Annotated in this window: 15 protein-coding genes; 14 read left to right on the top strand and 1 reads right to left on the bottom strand. The window is 71.0% G+C overall.

Features of this window, described 5'->3' with window-relative positions; genetic code table 11:
- The first annotated feature begins 1 nt into the window (after window position 1).
- The 13 genes from JSY13_RS07265 (at window position 2) to era (ending at window position 13,968) form a co-directional block, all read left to right on the top strand.
- Entirely contained in the window at window positions 2-937 is a 936-nt protein-coding gene (locus tag JSY13_RS07265; protein ID WP_259606066.1) for an ABC transporter permease, read from the top strand.
- Window positions 934-2,865: an ABC transporter ATP-binding protein gene (locus tag JSY13_RS07260; RefSeq protein WP_259606065.1), complete on the top strand. Its 1,932-nt coding sequence runs from the start codon at window positions 934-936 to the stop codon at window positions 2,863-2,865. The genes JSY13_RS07265 and JSY13_RS07260 overlap by 4 nt, the downstream gene beginning before the upstream one ends.
- Window positions 2,866-3,089: 224 nt before the next feature.
- The gene (locus tag JSY13_RS07255; RefSeq protein WP_259606064.1) at window positions 3,090-4,808 is read left to right on the top strand and encodes an ABC transporter family substrate-binding protein; all 1,719 of its coding nucleotides are present in this window, start codon (window positions 3,090-3,092) and stop codon (window positions 4,806-4,808) included.
- A gap of 147 nt (window positions 4,809-4,955) precedes the next feature.
- On the top strand, window positions 4,956-5,609 hold the full coding sequence (locus JSY13_RS07250) for a DUF1990 domain-containing protein (RefSeq protein WP_259606063.1): 654 nt from the start codon (window positions 4,956-4,958) through the stop codon (window positions 5,607-5,609).
- Window positions 5,609-6,886 carry a radical SAM family heme chaperone HemW gene (hemW, locus tag JSY13_RS07245; protein ID WP_259606062.1) on the top strand — a complete coding sequence of 426 codons (1,278 nt, stop codon included), beginning with the start codon at window positions 5,609-5,611 and terminating at the stop codon, window positions 6,884-6,886. Before JSY13_RS07250 ends, hemW begins: the two co-directional genes overlap by 1 nt.
- 40 nt (window positions 6,887-6,926) lie before the next feature.
- Complete coding sequence (gene hrcA / locus JSY13_RS07240; protein ID WP_259608158.1) at window positions 6,927-7,964, top strand: heat-inducible transcriptional repressor HrcA; 1,038 nt, start codon at window positions 6,927-6,929, stop codon at window positions 7,962-7,964.
- A gap of 33 nt (window positions 7,965-7,997) precedes the next feature.
- Window positions 7,998-9,104 carry a molecular chaperone DnaJ gene (gene dnaJ / locus JSY13_RS07235; protein WP_259606061.1) on the top strand — a complete coding sequence of 369 codons (1,107 nt, stop codon included), beginning with the start codon at window positions 7,998-8,000 and terminating at the stop codon, window positions 9,102-9,104.
- Between the two features lie 15 nt (window positions 9,105-9,119).
- A complete protein-coding gene (locus tag JSY13_RS07230; protein ID WP_259606060.1) occupies window positions 9,120-9,848 on the top strand; it encodes a 16S rRNA (uracil(1498)-N(3))-methyltransferase in 729 nt (242 codons plus the stop codon).
- Between the two features lie 16 nt (window positions 9,849-9,864).
- A complete protein-coding gene (locus JSY13_RS07225) occupies window positions 9,865-10,212 on the top strand; it encodes a histidine triad nucleotide-binding protein (protein ID WP_259606059.1) in 348 nt (115 codons plus the stop codon).
- Between the two features lie 94 nt (window positions 10,213-10,306).
- On the top strand, window positions 10,307-11,332 hold the full coding sequence (locus JSY13_RS07220) for a PhoH family protein (RefSeq protein WP_259608157.1): 1,026 nt from the start codon (window positions 10,307-10,309) through the stop codon (window positions 11,330-11,332).
- On the top strand, window positions 11,329-11,787 hold the full coding sequence (ybeY, locus tag JSY13_RS07215) for an rRNA maturation RNase YbeY (protein WP_259606058.1): 459 nt from the start codon (window positions 11,329-11,331) through the stop codon (window positions 11,785-11,787). Before JSY13_RS07220 ends, ybeY begins: the two co-directional genes overlap by 4 nt.
- Window positions 11,784-13,079 carry a hemolysin family protein gene (locus JSY13_RS07210; RefSeq protein ID WP_259606057.1) on the top strand — a complete coding sequence of 432 codons (1,296 nt, stop codon included), beginning with the start codon at window positions 11,784-11,786 and terminating at the stop codon, window positions 13,077-13,079. The genes ybeY and JSY13_RS07210 overlap by 4 nt, the downstream gene beginning before the upstream one ends.
- A complete protein-coding gene (gene era, locus JSY13_RS07205; RefSeq protein WP_259606056.1) occupies window positions 13,072-13,968 on the top strand; it encodes a GTPase Era in 897 nt (298 codons plus the stop codon). Before JSY13_RS07210 ends, era begins: the two co-directional genes overlap by 8 nt.
- Before the next feature lie 3 nt (window positions 13,969-13,971).
- On the opposite strand, the gene JSY13_RS07200 is transcribed toward era, so the two are convergent.
- Window positions 13,972-14,625: a hypothetical protein gene (locus JSY13_RS07200; protein WP_259606055.1), complete on the bottom strand. Its 654-nt coding sequence runs from the start codon at window positions 14,623-14,625 to the stop codon at window positions 13,972-13,974.
- A gap of 206 nt (window positions 14,626-14,831) precedes the next feature.
- Between JSY13_RS07200 and leuA the strand changes: the two genes are divergently transcribed.
- Window positions 14,832-16,586: a 2-isopropylmalate synthase gene (gene leuA / locus JSY13_RS07195; RefSeq protein WP_259606054.1), complete on the top strand. Its 1,755-nt coding sequence runs from the start codon at window positions 14,832-14,834 to the stop codon at window positions 16,584-16,586.
- Window positions 16,587-16,657 lie beyond the last annotated feature (71 nt).

The raw sequence follows: 16,657 nt of genomic DNA, 5'->3' as shown, positions 1-16,657 counted from the left end.
CATGTCCACGGAAATGATCGACCCCGTCGTCCAGCCGCCGGTCGGCCCGGACACCACCGCCCAGCGCCTGCCCCGCAAGCGCACCTCCAAGTGGCGGCTGTACACCCGCCGCTTCCTGCGCAACCGTCCGGCCGTGGCCGGCGTGATCGTGTTCCTGCTGCTCGTGCTGTTCGCGATCATCGGCCCGCTGGTGGCGCCGTACAGCCACACCGAGCTGGACTTCCTGTCCCTGCGCGACGCGCCCAACGGCGACCACTGGTTCGGCACGAACGGCTCCGGCAACGACAACTTCGCCCAGGTGGCGGTCGGCCTGCAGCGGTCGCTCATGATCGCCGTGGTCGTCGCGGTCGGCACGACCGTCGTCTCCGCGATCGTCGGCGCCACGGCCGCCTACTTCGGGGGCCCGTATGAGCGGATCATGCTGTTCCTGATCCACTTCATGATGGTGATCCCGAACTTCCTGATCCTGTCGATGATCTCCAACGACGCCGGCGGGAACTGGCTGGTGATCTCACTGGTGCTGGTGTTCGTGGTCGGCTGGTTCATGCCGGCGCGCATCATCTGGACGCTGTCGCTCTCCCTGCGCGAGCGCGAGTACATCCACGCCGCCCGCTACGCCGGCATCTCCGGGTTCCGGGTCGTGCTCCGGCACATGCTGCCGAACATCGGCTCGCTGCTGGTGATCAACTTCACGCTCGGCATCGTCAACGCCGTGATGGCGGAGACGGCGCTGTCCTTCCTCGGCTTCGGCGTGAAGCTGCCGGACGTGTCGCTCGGCGCCCTGATCGGGTACGGCGCCGGCACCATCACCAGCGCCCCCTGGCTGTTCTACTTCCCGGCCGCCGCGCTGACCCTGCTGACCGTCTCGATGTCGCTCATCGCCGACGGCCTGCGCGACGCCCTCGATCCCACCTCGGCGGCAGGAGGCCGCGCATGAGCACTGTTCTCTCCGTCCGTGACCTGAAGGTCAGCTTCCCCTCCGAGGCGGGGCGCGTCGACGCCGTCCGCGGCGTCTCCTTCGACCTGGAGGCCGGCAAGACGCTCAGCATCGTCGGCGAGTCCGGCTCCGGGAAGTCGGTCACCTCGCTCGCGATCATGGGCCTGCTCGACGACAACGCCCGCGTGTCCGGCTCGATCGTCTTCGACGGCCAGGAGCTGCTCGGCAAGACCGACAAGCAGATGTCCATGATCCGCGGCAACGGCATGGCCATGGTCTTCCAGGACCCGCTCACCTCGCTCACCCCGGTGTACACGATCGGCGACCAGCTCATCGAGGCGCTCACCGTGCACCGGCGGCTGTCGGCGAAGGACGCCTGGAACCGGGCGGTCGAGCTGCTCACGCTCGTCGGCATCCCCGACCCGGAGCGGCGCATGAAGTCGTTCCCGCACGAGTTCTCCGGCGGCATGCGGCAGCGCGTCGTGATCGCCATCGCGATGGCGAACGACCCGAAGCTGATCATCGCCGACGAGCCCACCACCGCGCTCGACGTCACCATCCAGGCGCAGATCCTCGACCTGATGGAGAAGGCGCAGCAGGAGACCGGCGCGGCGATGATCATGATCACGCACGACATGGGCGTGGTCGCCAAGACCGCCGACGACGTGATGGTGATGTACGCCGGCAAGCCCGTCGAGCACGCCCCCGTGCGCGAGCTCTTCTACCGCACCCGGATGCCGTACTCGATCGGCCTGCTGGGCGCGATCCCGCGCGTGGACAAGTCCGAGAAGGTGCCGCTGATCCCGATCAAGGGCAACCCGCCGCTGCTCATCGACCTGCCGGACGCATGCCCGTTCGCCGCGCGCTGCCCGATCGCGATCGAGGCCTGCGTGCAGCGCGAGCCCGACCTCCTCCCGGTCGCCACCGGCGGCCACGAGGAGCACACCGCGGCCTGCATCCGCGCCCACGAGATCGACGACGAGGGCCGCATCGGCGGACTCCCGGTCTACCCCGTGCCGGCCATCCCGGAGAGCGACCTGGCGCGCGTGCCGCGTGAGGAGCGCCCGATCACCCTCGAGGCGACCAACCTCACCAAGACGTTCCCGCTGATGAAGGGCGCGTTCTTCAAGCGCAAGGTCGGCGAGGTGCAGGCGGTCAAGGGCATCAGCTTCGACGTCCGCGAGGGCGAGACGCTCGCGATCGTCGGCGAGTCCGGCAGCGGCAAGACCACGACGCTGCTGCAGATCATGGACCTCGTGCCGCAGGAGAACGGCGACATCCGCATCGCCGGCACCAGCGTCGCCGACATCCGCGGCCGCGCCGAGGAGCGACGCGTCCGCCGCGACCTGCAGATCGTGTTCCAGGACCCGATGGGCGCCCTGGACCCGCGCATGACCGTCTGGGACATCATCGCCGAGCCGATGTTCGCCATCGGCATGGACAAGGACGAGGTGGCCCACCGCGTCGACGAGCTGATGGGCCTGGTCGGTCTCGACCCGGCGCACAGCGACCGCTTCCCGCAGGCGTTCTCCGGCGGCCAGCGTCAGCGCATCGGCATCGCCCGCGCCATCTCGACGAACCCGAAGATCGTCGTCCTCGACGAGCCGGTCTCCGCCCTGGACGTGTCGATCCAGGCCGGCGTGATCAACCTGCTCGACGAGCTGAAGGCGCGCCTGGGGCTGTCCTACCTGTTCGTCGCGCACGACCTCGCCGTGGTGCGGCACATCGCCGACCGCGTGGCCGTGATGTACAAGGGCGAGTTCGTGGAGCACGGCGACGTCGACGACGTGTTCGACAGCCCGCAGCATCCGTACACGAAGGCGCTGCTGTCGGCGATCCCGATCCCCGACCCCGACATCGAGCGCACGCGCCAGCGCATCGTGCTGCCGGTCGAGGGCTTCGGCGCGACCGAGCCCGTCGCCAGCTGACGCGCGGAGAACTCGGATGCCCGGCCGCACCTTCCGCGGCCGGGCGGGAGCCTGCCCTCTGCCGGGCGGGAGCCTGCCTCTGCGGCCCGGCGGAGGGTGCCTGCGGTCCGCCGGCGCTTAGTGCACAGTCCGATAACATTCGGTCCCCCCGCGCCTGAACCGCAGTCTCAGAGACATATCCTGCCCCTATCCCCAAGTAAGGCCGAAAGGCACAAAGGAGAACCATGAACCGGCACAAGAAGCTGATGGGAGCCGCTGCGATCGGCGGCGCTCTCGTCCTCGCCATGAGCGGTTGTTCGACGGCGAACAACGGCGGCGGCGGCGGCAACGAGGGCGAAGGGCCCACGACCGTCACCGGGGCGGACTACAACCCGCAGCCGCGCGAGAACCTGCAGAAGGGCGGTGAGCTGCGCATCCCGGTGTCGAACATCGCGGAGCAGCTGAACCACTTCCACAGCGACGGCGACGCCCGCGTCACCCAGATCGCGACGTGGTACACCCCGCAGATCCTTCTGATGGAGCCGGACGGCACCGTCTACAAGAACGACGCCTACCTCGACGAGTACGAGATCGGCGAGGAGGGCGGCAACACCGTCATCCGCTTCAAGGTGAACGAGAAGGCGGTCTGGAACGACGGCACCCCGATCGACTGGAAGTCGTTCGAGACGACCTGGGTCGCCCAGCGCGACAACTCGGAGTACCAGCCGAACGCGACCGACGGCTGGAAGGAGATCAAGTCCGTCGAGAAGGGCGAGACCGACCGCGACGTCATCGTCACCTTCGACGGCAAGTTCGCCTGGCCGGAGATGGTCTACACCGGCGGCCTGCTGCACCCCGCGGTGAACTCGGCGGAGCTGTTCAACACCGCCTTCCTCGGCGACTGGCACCCGGAGTGGGGCGCCGGCCCGTACACCATCGAGAACTTCGACAAGGCCGGCGGCGTGGTCACCCTCGTCCCGAACGAGAAGTGGTGGGGCAACGAGCCGCTGCTCGACAAGGTCACCTTCATCCAGATGGAGCCGAACGCGGCCGTCAACGCCCTGCGCAACGACGAGGTCGACATGGCCGAGACCGGCACCGCCGACCACCTCGCCCAGGTCGCCGACCTCGAGGGCGTGAAGACCTACCGGGGCCAGGCCACGGCGAACGCGCTGCTCGAGCTCGACTCCGAGAAGCCCGCCCTCGCCGAGCTCGAGGTCCGCGAGGCGATCTTCTCCGCGATCAGCATCGAGCAGCTCAAGGAGATCACCTGGGACGGCCTGAACTACACCGAGGAGCCGGCCGGCTCGCTCACGCTGTTCTCGTTCCAGCCCGGCTACAGCAACTCGCTGGAGAAGGCCGGCCGCAAGGACGGCGACGTGGAGCACGCCAAGGAGCTGCTCGACGAGGCCGGCTGGGTGCCCGGTGAGGACGGCATCCGCGAGAAGGACGGCGTCCGCCTGTCGATCGTGTTCCCGATCCACAGCGACACCGAGACCGCCCGTGCGCGCGGCCTCGCCGTCCAGTCCCAGCTGAAGGAGATCGGCGTCGAGGTCGATGTCCAGATCCGCCCCTCGGCGGACTTCGCGGACGACTACACGTCCAAGAACTGGGACATCTTCCTGCTGAACTTCACGTCCTCCGACCCGTTCGGCGCCGCGTGGTTCTGCCAGCTCTACTGCTCCGACAGCAGCCTGAACCTGTCCGGCACCGGCACCCCGGAGATCGACAAGAAGATCCACGAGGAGATCGAGACGATCACCGACCCGGAGGAGCAGACCAAGGCCGCGATGGAGCTCGAGGCCGAGATCTACGCTCAGACCTGGGGCGTCATGCCGCTGTTCAACGGCCCGGAGATCTGGACCGTCAAGGAGGGCCTGGCCAACCTCACGCCGGAGCCGTACGTCGGTCTCGACCTGTTCGGCGTCCAGCCCGTCGAGAACGTGGGCTACGAGAAGGAGTAAGCACGGCGCTCGCGTCGCAGCCTCCTGAAGCGGGGCCGGTGGTTCGCCACCGGCCCCGTCGCCGTCCCCGGGCGGCATCCGGAGGAAGGGACGCCACCCGGCATCCGCTGGGGACGCCGTCCAGGTACGCCGTCTAGGCTTGTCCCCATGCGTCGCGGAACATTCCGAGAAGGCACGGTGGACTACGCCGCGGTCGGTGCCACCCATGCGCCGGACCTCATGCAGTATCCGCCGGAGCGCAGCATCCCCGCCGAGGAGTCGTGGCGCATCGGCAGCGGCGAGGAGCGCTTCCGGGTCGCCGGCGAGGCGCTGCTGTCGTGGACCGCGCAGCGCGCGGCGGGCCTCGAGCTCGCCGACCTGCGGCCCGCCGCCAGTCCCGGCTACACGGGCGTCAGCTTCGACGCCGAGGGCGCCCCGATCGCCCCGAGCCGCCCGCAGACCGAGCAGCGCTTCGACGCCGAGGGCACGCCGTTCGTCGCCCCCGGCACGACCCTGAAGGTGCGCGGCCGGGTCGCCGGGATGCGCGCCGACGCCGAGCTGCGGGTGATCTCGGTCACCGAGGAGCGCCGCCGCATCGGCTTCGTGCTCGGCACCGTCGGCGGCTCCGTGGTCAGCGGCGAGGAGTCGTTCGACGTCGACTGGCGCGAGGACAGCGACGAGGTGTGGTTCACCGTGCGCGCCTTCGACGCTCCCGTCGCGCTGCTCTACCGCCTGGTGCCGGCGCTGGTGAAGCGCCGCCGCCGTGAGCTGTTCGCCCGCTACCTGCGGGCGATCTCCCCGCTGTACGCCACCCCGGTCTGATGGCAGGACCGCTGCCTCTGGGCGACCCGGCTCCGCCGGACGGGCGCCTGCCGGCATCCGTCCGCGTCGATCCGGCGACTCCGTTCTCGGCGTACCTGCACGTGCCGTTCTGTCGCGTCCGCTGCGGGTACTGCGACTTCAACACGTACACCGCCACCGAGCTGCGCGGCGCCCGCCAGGAGGACTACGCCACCACGGTCGCCGCGGAGATCGCGCTCGCGCGCGACGTGCTCGCGGATGCCGGGGGCGTGCGCCCGATGGACACCGTGTTCTTCGGCGGCGGCACGCCCACGCTGCTGCCGGCCGGGGACCTGGCGCGGATGCTGCAGACCGCCGTGGACGCGTTCGGGCTGCGCGACGGCGCGGAGGTCACCGTCGAGGCCAACCCCGACACGGTCACGCCCGGCGTCGCGCGCGAACTCGCGGCGGCCGGCGTCACCCGGATGTCGGTGGGGATGCAGTCCGCCGTCCCGCACGTGCTGGCGGTGCTGGACCGCACCCACCGGCCGGAGAACGTCGCCGCGGCCGTGCACGCCGCCCGTGAGGCGGGGCTCGCGGTGAGCGTGGACCTCATCTACGGCACCCCCGGCGAGTCCCTGTCCGACTGGGAGCGCTCCCTGGACGCCGCGCTCGCCCTGGAGCCCGACCACATCTCCGCGTACGCGCTCATCATCGAGGAGGGCACGGGCCTGGCCCGCCGCATCCGCCGCGGCGAGGTGCCGGCGCCGGACGACGACCTGCAGGCGGACATGTACGAGCTGGCGGACGCCCGGCTCGCCGGCGCCGGGTACGCCTGGTACGAGGTGAGCAACTGGGCGCGCCCTTCGGCAGGCTCAGGGGCCGAGACGGGCGCGGAGGTCGGCGCGGGCGCCGGCACCGTGCACGACAACCGCTCCCGGCACAACCTCGCCTACTGGCGCGGCCACGACTGGTGGGGCTTCGGGCCCGGGGCGCACAGCCACGTGGCCGGGCTGCGCTGGTGGAACGTGAAGCACCCCGCCGCCTACGCGCAGCGGCTCGCGGCGGGGGAGTCGCCCGCGGCCGGCCGCGAGCAGCCCGACCCGGAGGCGCGGATGCTGGAGAGCGTGCTGCTGCGCAGCCGCATCGCCGAGGGCATCCCCATCGCGGAGCTGCCGGACGGGAATCGCGACCGCGTCGCCGGCCTCATCGCGGACGGCCTGATCGACCCCGCGGCGGCCGTGCGCGACCGCGCGGTGCGCCTGACCCTGCGCGGGCGCCTCCTCGCGGACGCCGTCGTGCGCGCCCTCACGCGGTAGAATTGGCACTCAGAGTGGCCGAGTGCCAGCGGGAGGGATGATGGTCACAGAGCGCGGGCTGCAGGTCCTCCGGGCGATCGTGCAGGACTACGTGGAGACCCACGAGCCGGTCGGCAGCAAGTCCATCGTCGAGCGGCACGCCTTCGGGGTGTCCGCCGCGACGATCCGCAACGACATGGCGCAGCTGGAGGACGAGGAGCTCATCACGGCGCCGCACACGTCCTCGGGGCGCGTGCCGACCGACAAGGGCTACCGCGTCTTCGTGAACCACCTCGCCCAGCTGCGCCCGCTGTCCAGCGCGCAGCGGAAGGCGATCGAGTCCTTCCTCTCCGACCCCAGCGACCTCGACGACCTGATGGCGCGGACCGTGCGGGTGCTCACCCGTCTGACCGGCCAGGTCGCGCTCGCGCAGTACCCGTCCTTCGCCCGGGCGCACATCACGCACGTCGAGCTGGTCTCGCTCGCCCCGAACCGCCTGCTGGTGATCCTGGTGACGGATGCCGGCGGCGTGTCGCAGCGCATCGCGCACCTGCCCATCGACGTGGACGCCGAGGACGTGGCCGTGCTGCGCGCGCGCCTGGCCTCGCTGATCACCGGGCGCGCCGTGGGCGACGCCTCCGAGCGGGTGCAGACCATCGTGGACCCGGAGCCGTCGGCGACCCGCACGCACCCCGCCCTGCTCACGCTGGGCGGGGTGATCGCCGAGGAGCTCGAGGAGTTCCGGCAGGACCGGCTGGTGATGGCCGGTGCGGCCACGCTCGCGCGCCGGGAGCAGGACTTCCGCGGCAGCATCCACCCGCTCCTGGAGGCGATCGAGGAGCAGGTGACGCTGCTGAAGCTGATGAGCGAGATGGTCACCGACGAGCACGGGCTCGCGGCGAGCATCGGCACCGAGAACGCGCCGTTCGGCCTCGGTGAGGCGTCGATCGTGGCGAGCAACTACGCCGCCCCGGGCGGCACCGCGCGGGTGGGCGTGATGGGCCCGACGCGGATGGACTACCCGACCAACCTCGCCGCCGCCCGGGCGGTGGCGCGCTACCTCTCGAAGCTGCTCGAGGAAGACGAAGCCGCCCGCTGAGGCGGTGCGGAGAACAGATCCAGAAAGGTGACCGTGGCGGACCACTATGAGGTCCTCGGGGTGTCTCGCGATGCCACCCAGGATGAGATCAAGAAGGCCTACCGGCGCCTGGCGCGCCAGCTGCACCCGGACGTGAACCCGGGGGAGGAGGCCGCCGAGCGCTTCAAGCTCGTCACGCACGCGTACGACGTGCTCAGCGACGAGGAGTCCCGCCGCCGCTACGACATGGGCGGCGACGCGAACGGCTCCTTCGGCGGGTTCGGCGGTTTCGGCGATATCTTCGAGACGTTCTTCGGCGCGGCCGGCGGCGCCCGCGGCGGCCGTCCCCGCTCCCGCCGCGAGCGCGGGCAGGACGCCCTGGTGCGGGTCACCCTCGACCTCGGCGATGTCGTCTTCGGCACCCACCGCGACATCGAGGTGGACACCGCCGTGCTGTGCGAGACCTGCAAGGGCAGCTGCTGCCAGCCGGGCACCTCTCCGGTGACCTGCGACGTGTGCGGCGGCACCGGGCACGTGCAGCGCCAGGTGCGCAGCCTGCTCGGCAACGTCATCACCTCGCAGCCGTGCGGCAGCTGCGAGGGCTTCGGCACCCGCATCCCGTACCCGTGCGGCGCGTGCGGCGGGCAGGGACGGGTCCGCTCCCGGCGCACCGTCTCGCTCGACATCCCGGCCGGCGTCGAGACCGGGCTGCGCCTGCAGCTGCCGGGCTCCGGCGAGGTCGGCCGCGCCGGCGGCCCGAACGGCGACCTGTACGTCGAGGTCACCGTCGCCCCGCATCCGGTGTTCAGCCGCGACGGCGACGACCTGCTCGCGACGCTCGAGGTGGCGATGACGGATGCCATCCTCGGCACGACCACGACGATCGAGGCGCTCGACGGCCCGGTCGACCTGGAGATCCGGCCCGGCATCCAGTCCGGCGACGTGCTCACGATCGCCGGCCGCGGGATCACCCCGCTGCGCGGCACGCAGCGCGGCGACCTGCGCGTGGGCGTGCAGGTGGTCACGCCCACCAAGCTCGACTCCGCGCAGCGCAAGCTCATCGAGGACTTCGCCCGCAAGGCCAAGCCGCCGCAGCCGAAGCTGGCACAGTTCCAGCAGGGGCTGTTCTCCAAGCTGCGCGACCGCCTGCGCGGGCACTGAGCGGGGCGCCGAGGGATGGTCCTGCACTTCCTTGCCCCTGCCAGCACGGATGCCGAGGTCGGCGAGACCGTCGTGCTCACCGGCGCGGAGGCCAAGCACGCCGCCGTGGTCCGGCGCGTCCGTGTCGGCGAGACGGTCACCATCGGCGACGGCTCCGGCGTCTGGCTCACCGGCACCGTGGAGGACGTCTCCGCCAGCCAGGTGACGGTGCGGGTCACCGAGCGGCGCACCCACCAGCCGCCCTCCTCCCGCATCCTGCTGGCGCAGGCGCTGGCGAAGGGCGACCGCGACGAGCTCGCGGTGCAGGCCGCGTGCGAGCTCGGCGTGGACGGCATCATCCCGTGGCAGGCCGCGCGGAGCGTGTCGCGCTGGGAGGGGGCGAAGGCGGCGAAGGGACGCGAGCGCTGGGCCGCGATCGTGCGCGAGGCGGCGAAGCAGGCGCACCGGGCATGGGTGCCGGACGTGACCGAGGTGCACAGCACCGCGCAGCTGGCCGCACGGGCGCAGGCCGAACGGATGCTCGTGCTCGACCCGACCGCGGAGCACCGCCTCACCGGCATCCGCCCGGATGGCAGGGATGTCGTGCTCGTCGTGGGTCCCGAGGGCGGCATCGCCCCCGAGGAGCTCGCCCGGCTGGAGGACGCGGGCGCGGAGCGGGTGCGCCTGGGCGACACGGTGCTGCGCACCTCGACGGCCGGGCCCGCCGCGATCGCCGTGCTGTCCGGCATCCTCGGCCGATGGTGACCGTAGACTGGCGTCTATGACGGAACCCTCGATCTTCACCCGCATCCGGAACGGGGAGATCCCCGGTGACATCCTCACCGAGACCGACCGCGTGTTCGCGCTCCGCGACATCGCCCCGCAGGCGCCGGTGCACCTGCTGGTGATCCCGAAGACCGAGGAGTACCGCGACGTGACCGAGCTCGCCGCCGGCGATCCCGCTCTGCTGGCCGAGATGGTCGAGGTCGCGAAGCGGCTCGCCGACGAGCACGCCGACGGCGACTTCCGTCTGGTCTTCAACACCGGGGCCGGTGCCGGTCAGACCGTCTTCCACGTGCACGCTCACGTGCTCGCCGGCGGCCTCGACGAGAAGAGCGTCGGTGCCTGACGAGCAGCGCCCCGAGGGGGCCGAACCCGGGCGGACCGACGCCGAGCGGAACGGGCAGCAGCGGACCGAGCGCATCTACGCCGACGGCGTCGCGATGGTGCAGCTGCTGGGCCCGCAGGACCGGCTGCTGCGGGTGCTGGAGCGTCAGCATCCGTCTGTGCAGGTCCTCGTGCGTGGCAACGAGATCACGCTGACCGGAGCGGACGCCGACGTCGCGGCGGCGAAGACACTGGTGGACGAGCTCCTCGCGATGACGAAGGCCGGGCACGACCTGGGGCCGGCGGACGTGGAGAACTCCGCCCGGATGCTGCGCCGCGACGAGAACGTGCGGCCCAGCGAGCTGCTCGCCGAGGCGATCCTGTCCACCCGCGGCAAGGTGATCCGGCCCAAGACCCCCGGGCAGAAGGAGTACGTCGACGCGATCGACCAGAACACGATCGTGTTCGGGATCGGCCCGGCCGGCACCGGCAAGACCTACCTGGCGATGGCGAAGGCGGTGCAGGCGCTGCAGCGCAAGGACGTCGACCGGATCATCCTCACCCGGCCCGCGGTCGAGGCGGGGGAGCGGCTCGGGTTCCTGCCCGGCACCCTGACCGACAAGATCGACCCGTACCTGCGGCCGCTGTACGACGCGCTGAACGAGATGATGGACCCCGAGATCGTGCCGCGCCTGATCGCGACCGGCACCATCGAGGTCGCGCCGCTGGCGTACATGCGCGGCCGCACCCTGAACAACTCCTTCGTGGTGCTGGACGAGGCGCAGAACACCACGCCCGAGCAGATGAAGATGTTCCTCACCCGCCTCGGCTTCGGCACCAAGATGGTCGTCACCGGCGACATCACCCAGGTGGATCTGCCCACCGGCGCGTCCGGGCTGCGGCTGGTCACCCGGGTGCTGAAGGACATCGAGGACATCCACTTCGCCCGCCTCACCAGCGAGGACGTGGTGCGGCACTCCCTGGTCGGCCGGATTGTCGACGCGTACAGCGAGTACGACGAGAAGCGGGTCGCCGCCCGCCACGAACGCGAGCAGGCCGCCGAGTTCGCCAACCGCGCCGAGCGCCGCGCCGGGCTGCAGCGCGGGCCGAGGGACCGGATGCCGAAGCGAGGACTGTCATGATCGAGATCAACAACGAGTCCGCCGTCGAGATCGACGAGACCGTGCTGCAGCGGCTCACCGAGTTCAACCTCGCCCAGCTGCACGTCAGCCCGGATGCCGAGGTCGCGATCGTCCTGGTCGACGAGGGCGCCATGGAGGCGCTGCACGTGCAGTGGATGGACGAGCCCGGTCCCACCGACGTGCTCAGCTTCCCGATGGACGAGCTGCGCCCCGGCACCGCCGACCGGCCCACCCCGCCCGGCCTGCTCGGCGACATCGTGCTCTGCCCGCAGGTGGCCGAGTCGCAGGCGCAGACCGCCGGGCACTCGCTGATGGACGAGCTCATCCTGCTCACCACCCACGGTCTGCTGCACCTCCTCGGCTTCGACCACGCCGAGCCCGAGGAGGAGCGTGAGATGTTCGGGCTGCAGCGGGAGCTGATCCGCGGCTTCGCGGAGTCCGAACGGCGCCGATGACCGCAGCCTTCCTGCTCGCCGCCGCCGTGCTCCTGGTCGGCTTCGGCGGCCTGATGGCCGCGGTCGACGCCGCCTTCTCGGTGAGCTCCCGGTCCGACCTGGAGGAGATGGCGGAACAGGGCCGCAACGCCGACGCGCTGCGCCGGATCGCCGCCGACCCCGACACGCACGTCAACGCCGTCGCGTTCATGCGCGTGTTCGCCGAGACCACCGCCGCCGTGCTGGTGACCGTGGCGTTCGTGTTCCTGCTGCCGAACATCTGGTGGGCGATGCTCGCCACCGCCGTGCTGATGACCGGGATCACGTTCGTGCTCGTCGGCGCCAGCCCGCGCTCGTTCGGCCGGCTGCACGCCGACGGGATGCTGCGCACCTGGGCCCCGGTGGTGCGCGGCGTGCGCATCCTGCTCGGCCCGCTGGCCTCCGCCCTGGTCGCCGCCGGCCGCCGGGTGACCCCCGGCACCGGGCGCAGCAGCTTCGCCTCGGAGGAGCAGCTGCTGAGCATGGTCGACGAGGCCGCCTCCAACGACCTGATCGAGGAGGACGACCGCGACCTGATCCACTCGGTGTTCGACTTCACCGATCAGTTCGTGCGTGCCGTGATGGTGCCGCGCACAGAGATGCTCACGGTCGACGCCGAGGCCACCACCACCGACGCCATGGAGCTGTTCCTGCGCAGCGGCGTCTCCCGCATGCCGGTGGTCGATGACGAGGCCGACGACGTGGTCGGCGTGCTCTACCTGAAGGACCTGGTGCAGTTCGCCTACCGGGACGAGAGCGCGTGGCGCGGCGCGCCGGTGCGGCCGATCGCGCGGCCGGCCACCTTCGTGCCGGAGTCGATGCGCGCCGAGACCCTGCTGCAGCAGATGAAGCGCGACGCCGTGCACGTGTGCCTGGTCATCGACGAGCACGGCGGCATCTCCGGCCTGGTCACCCTCGAGGACCTCATCGAGGAGCTGGTCGGCGACATCTCCGACGAGTACGACCGCGGGCCGGCGGAGGTGGTCGACCTCGGCGAGGGACGCTACCGGGTCAGCTCGCGGCTCTCGCTGGAGGACGTGGGCGACCTGTTCGGGCTGGAGCTCGAGGACGACGACGTGGACTCCATCGGCGGACTGCTCGGCAAGGCCCTCGGGCAGATCCCGCAGCCGGGCGCGACCGCGACGATCGGCGGGCTGGTGCTCACCGGCGGCGCGTCGCGCGGACGCGGGCGGGGCATCGCGACGGTGTTCGTGGAGCGGGCGCCGGAGGAGACGGAAGGAGCGGACGATGAGGGACCGCGAGGACATGACTGACGGGACCCGCAGCGGGTTCGTGACCTTCGTGGGGCGCCCGAACGTGGGCAAGTCTACGCTCACGAACGCCCTGGTGGGGGAGAAGATCGCGATCACCAGCGAGAAGCCGCAGACCACGAGGCGGGCGATCCGCGGAATCGTGAACCGGCCGGACGGGCAGCTGGTGATCGTGGACACGCCCGGCATCCACAAGCCGCGCACGCTGCTCGGGGAGCGGCTGAACGACCTCGTCGAGCAGGTGCTCGGCGACGTCGACGTGATCGGGTTCTGCGTGCCGGCCACCGAGAAGGTGGGCCCGGGCGACCGCCGCATCGCCGCCTCCCTGGACGGCTACCCGCGGGCGAAGAAGATCGCGATCGTGACGAAGACGGATGCCGCCGAGAAGGACGCCGTCGTGGAGCGGCTGATGGAGGTGGACTCGCTGCGCGAGGACTGGGAGGCGGTCATCCCGCTCTCCGCGCTCACCCGACAGCAGCTGGACGTGCTCGCCGACGAGCTGGTGCAGCTCATGCCGGAGGGTCCGCGCCTGTACGAGGACGGCGTGGTCACCGACGAGTCGGTGGAGGACCGGATCGCGGAGATCATCCGCGAGGCCGCACTCGAGGGCGTCCGCGACGAGCTGCCGCACTCGATCGCCGTCGTCGTCGACGACATCGCCCCGCGCGAGGACGCCGACCTCACCGATGTGCACGCCTCGATCGTCGTCGAGCGCGACAGCCAGAAGGCCATCATCATCGGCCGCAAGGGCGCCCGGCTGCGCGACGTCGGGGCCACGGCGCGGGCCGGCATCGAGGAGCTGCTGGGCACCCGCGTGTTCCTGAAGCTGCACGTGAAGGTCGCCAAGGAGTGGCAGCGCGACCCGAAGCAGCTCGGCCGCCTCGGCTTCTGAGCACTATCCCGCTTCCCGCAGTGCGGACCGGATGACGACGACGCCCTCGCCGAACTCGGCGTCCGCCGCCTCCTGGTAGGTGCCGTCATCCCACAGCACGTCCACCCACAGGTACCCGTTCTCCGGATACGACCCGAAGTACGTGCGGCCGTCACCGCCCAGCCGGTCGTCGAGCTCCGCCTGGATATCCAGAAGCCGCTCCTCGGCGGTGTGCCCCGGCTGCCCGCCGGTGGGGTCCTCGGGCGCGGGCGGGTCGTACAGCGCCAGCAGGATGGGCGGCTGTGTCACGGTGAACGTCTCCCCGTCGTACCGGCCGGTGAGCGCGTAGGCGCCCCAGCGCACGTCCCCGGATGCCTCCGCGCCGTCGACGCCGTCCCAGCTCCACCCCGCCAGCGGGATGCCGCGGCACTGCGGCGGGTACGACTCCGCGATCGGGCCGAGGCAGAACTCGGCCGCGCCGGCGTGGTCCATCACCGTGCCGGCGCCGGTCACCTCGCCCTCCGGCGGCGCGGGCGCCGCGGCGCCGAGCGGATCGCCTCCGGATCCCGCGGAGCTCGTCGGCGGGTGCCCGCCCGGGGTCCCGGCGCAGCCGGCGAGGGCGAGCAATCCGGCAAGTCCGAAGGCCGCGAGGAGTCGGATGCTGCGCACTGTGCTCATGACTGACAGTGTCCACCCGCGACCGATCGTCTCGGCGGAGCCGCCGGGCGCGGGTGCGCACCGGCATCCGATGCTGTTACCATCGATGCATGCCTTACGGCGCGCTGCTTCTTCTTAGCTGCCGCGACGAGGCCTGATTCCCGGGCCTTCCTCGTCGCGGCGCTCGTGTTGGCCTGAGAACATCCCCGACGAAGAGAAGAAGTCCCATGAAGAACAATCAGCGCCCGTCCTCGATGCCGATCCACCGGTACCGTCCGTTCCACGAGCAGATCCGCGTCGACCTGCCCGACCGCACCTGGCCCTCGCAGCGCATCACCCAGGCGCCCCGCTGGTGCGCGGTCGACCTGCGCGACGGCAACCAGGCCCTCATCGACCCGATGTCCCCCGAGCGCAAGCGCATCATGTTCGAGCTGCTCGTGAGCATGGGCTACAAGGAGATCGAGGTCGGCTTCCCCTCGGCGAGCCAGACGGACTTCGACTTCGTCCGGCAGCTGATCGAGGAGAACCTCATCCCGGACGACGTCACGATCCAGGTGCTGACCCAGGCGCGTGAGCACCTCATCGCCCGCACCTACGAGGCCATCGCCGGCGCGAAGCAGGCGATCGTGCACCTGTACAACTCGACCAGCGTGCTGCAGCGCGACGTGGTGTTCCGCACCGACAAGCAGGGCATCATCGACATCGCCCTGAACGGCGCCCGGCTGTGCCGCCAGTACGAGAAGACGGTGCCGGGCACGCAGGTGTACTACGAGTACTCGCCGGAGAGCTACACCGGCACCGAGCTCGAGTTCGCCGTCGACGTCTGCAACCAGGTGCTGGAGGTGTTCCAGCCGACGCCCGACCGCAAGGTGATCATCAACCTGCCCGCCACGGTGGAGATGGCCACGCCGAACGTGTACGCCGACTCGATCGAGTGGATGAGCCGGCACCTGAACCACCGCGAGAACGTCATCCTGTCGCTGCATCCGCACAACGACCGCGGCACCGCGATCGCCGCCGCCGAGCTCGGCTACATGGCCGGCGCCGACCGCATCGAGGGGTGCCTGTTCGGCAACGGCGAGCGCACCGGCAACGTCGACCTGGTCGCCCTGGGCGTGAACCTGTTCACGCAGGGCATCGACCCGCAGATCGACTTCAGCGACATCGACCAGATCAAGCGCACCGTCGAGTACTGCAACCAGCTGCCGGTGCCCGAGCGCAGCCCGTGGGCGGGCGACCTCGTCTTCACCGCGTTCAGCGGATCGCACCAGGACGCCATCAAGAAGGGCTTCGAGGCCATGGCGGCGCGCGCCGAGGCGGAGGGCCGGCCGGTCGACGAGATCGGGTGGGCCGTGCCGTACCTGCCGGTCGACCCGAAGGACCTCGGCCGCTCCTACGAGGCCGTGATCCGGGTGAACTCGCAGTCCGGCAAGGGCGGCGTCGCCTACCTGCTGAAGACCGACCACGCCCTCGACCTGCCTCGCCGGCTGCAGATCGAGTTCTCCGGCGTCGTGCAGGCCAAGACGGATGCCGAGGGCGGCGAGGTCACCAGCGACCAGATCTGGGAGATCTTCACCGACGAGTACCTGCCGGCCGACGACGCGGATGCCAAGTGGGGCCGGTTCGAGCTGCTCGGCACCGAGATCCGCAGCGACATGTCGGGCGAGGTGCAGCTGGACGTGGTGCTGCGCGACGAGGACGAGCGGGTCACCGCATCCGGCCGCGGCAACGGGCCGGTGGCGGCGTTCGTGGAGGTGCTCCGCGAGCACGGCTTCGACATCACGGTGTACGACTACGTCGAGCACGCGCTCAGCGCCGGCGGCGACGCGCAGGCGGCCGCCTACGTCGAGCTGCAGGTCGGCGACCAGCGGCTGTGGGGCGTCGGCATCGACGGCGACATCTCCACCGCGTCCCTCAAGGCGATCGTCTCCGGCGTGAACCGCTCGATCCGCGCCCGTCAGCCGGAGCTCGTCGCCGGCTGACCCCGTCGCCGGATCCCCCCTTCCCTTCTCTTTCGGGTTTGGGGCGGATTCTCGCGTTCGGGGCGGCGGAG

Origin of the sequence: Microbacterium neungamense (assembly GCF_024971095.1) — a bacterium.
Classification (GTDB): domain Bacteria; phylum Actinomycetota; class Actinomycetes; order Actinomycetales; family Microbacteriaceae; genus Microbacterium; species Microbacterium neungamense.
The sequence above is the reverse complement of the archived record's forward strand: the minus strand, read 5'-3'. Positions and strand labels throughout refer to the sequence as shown.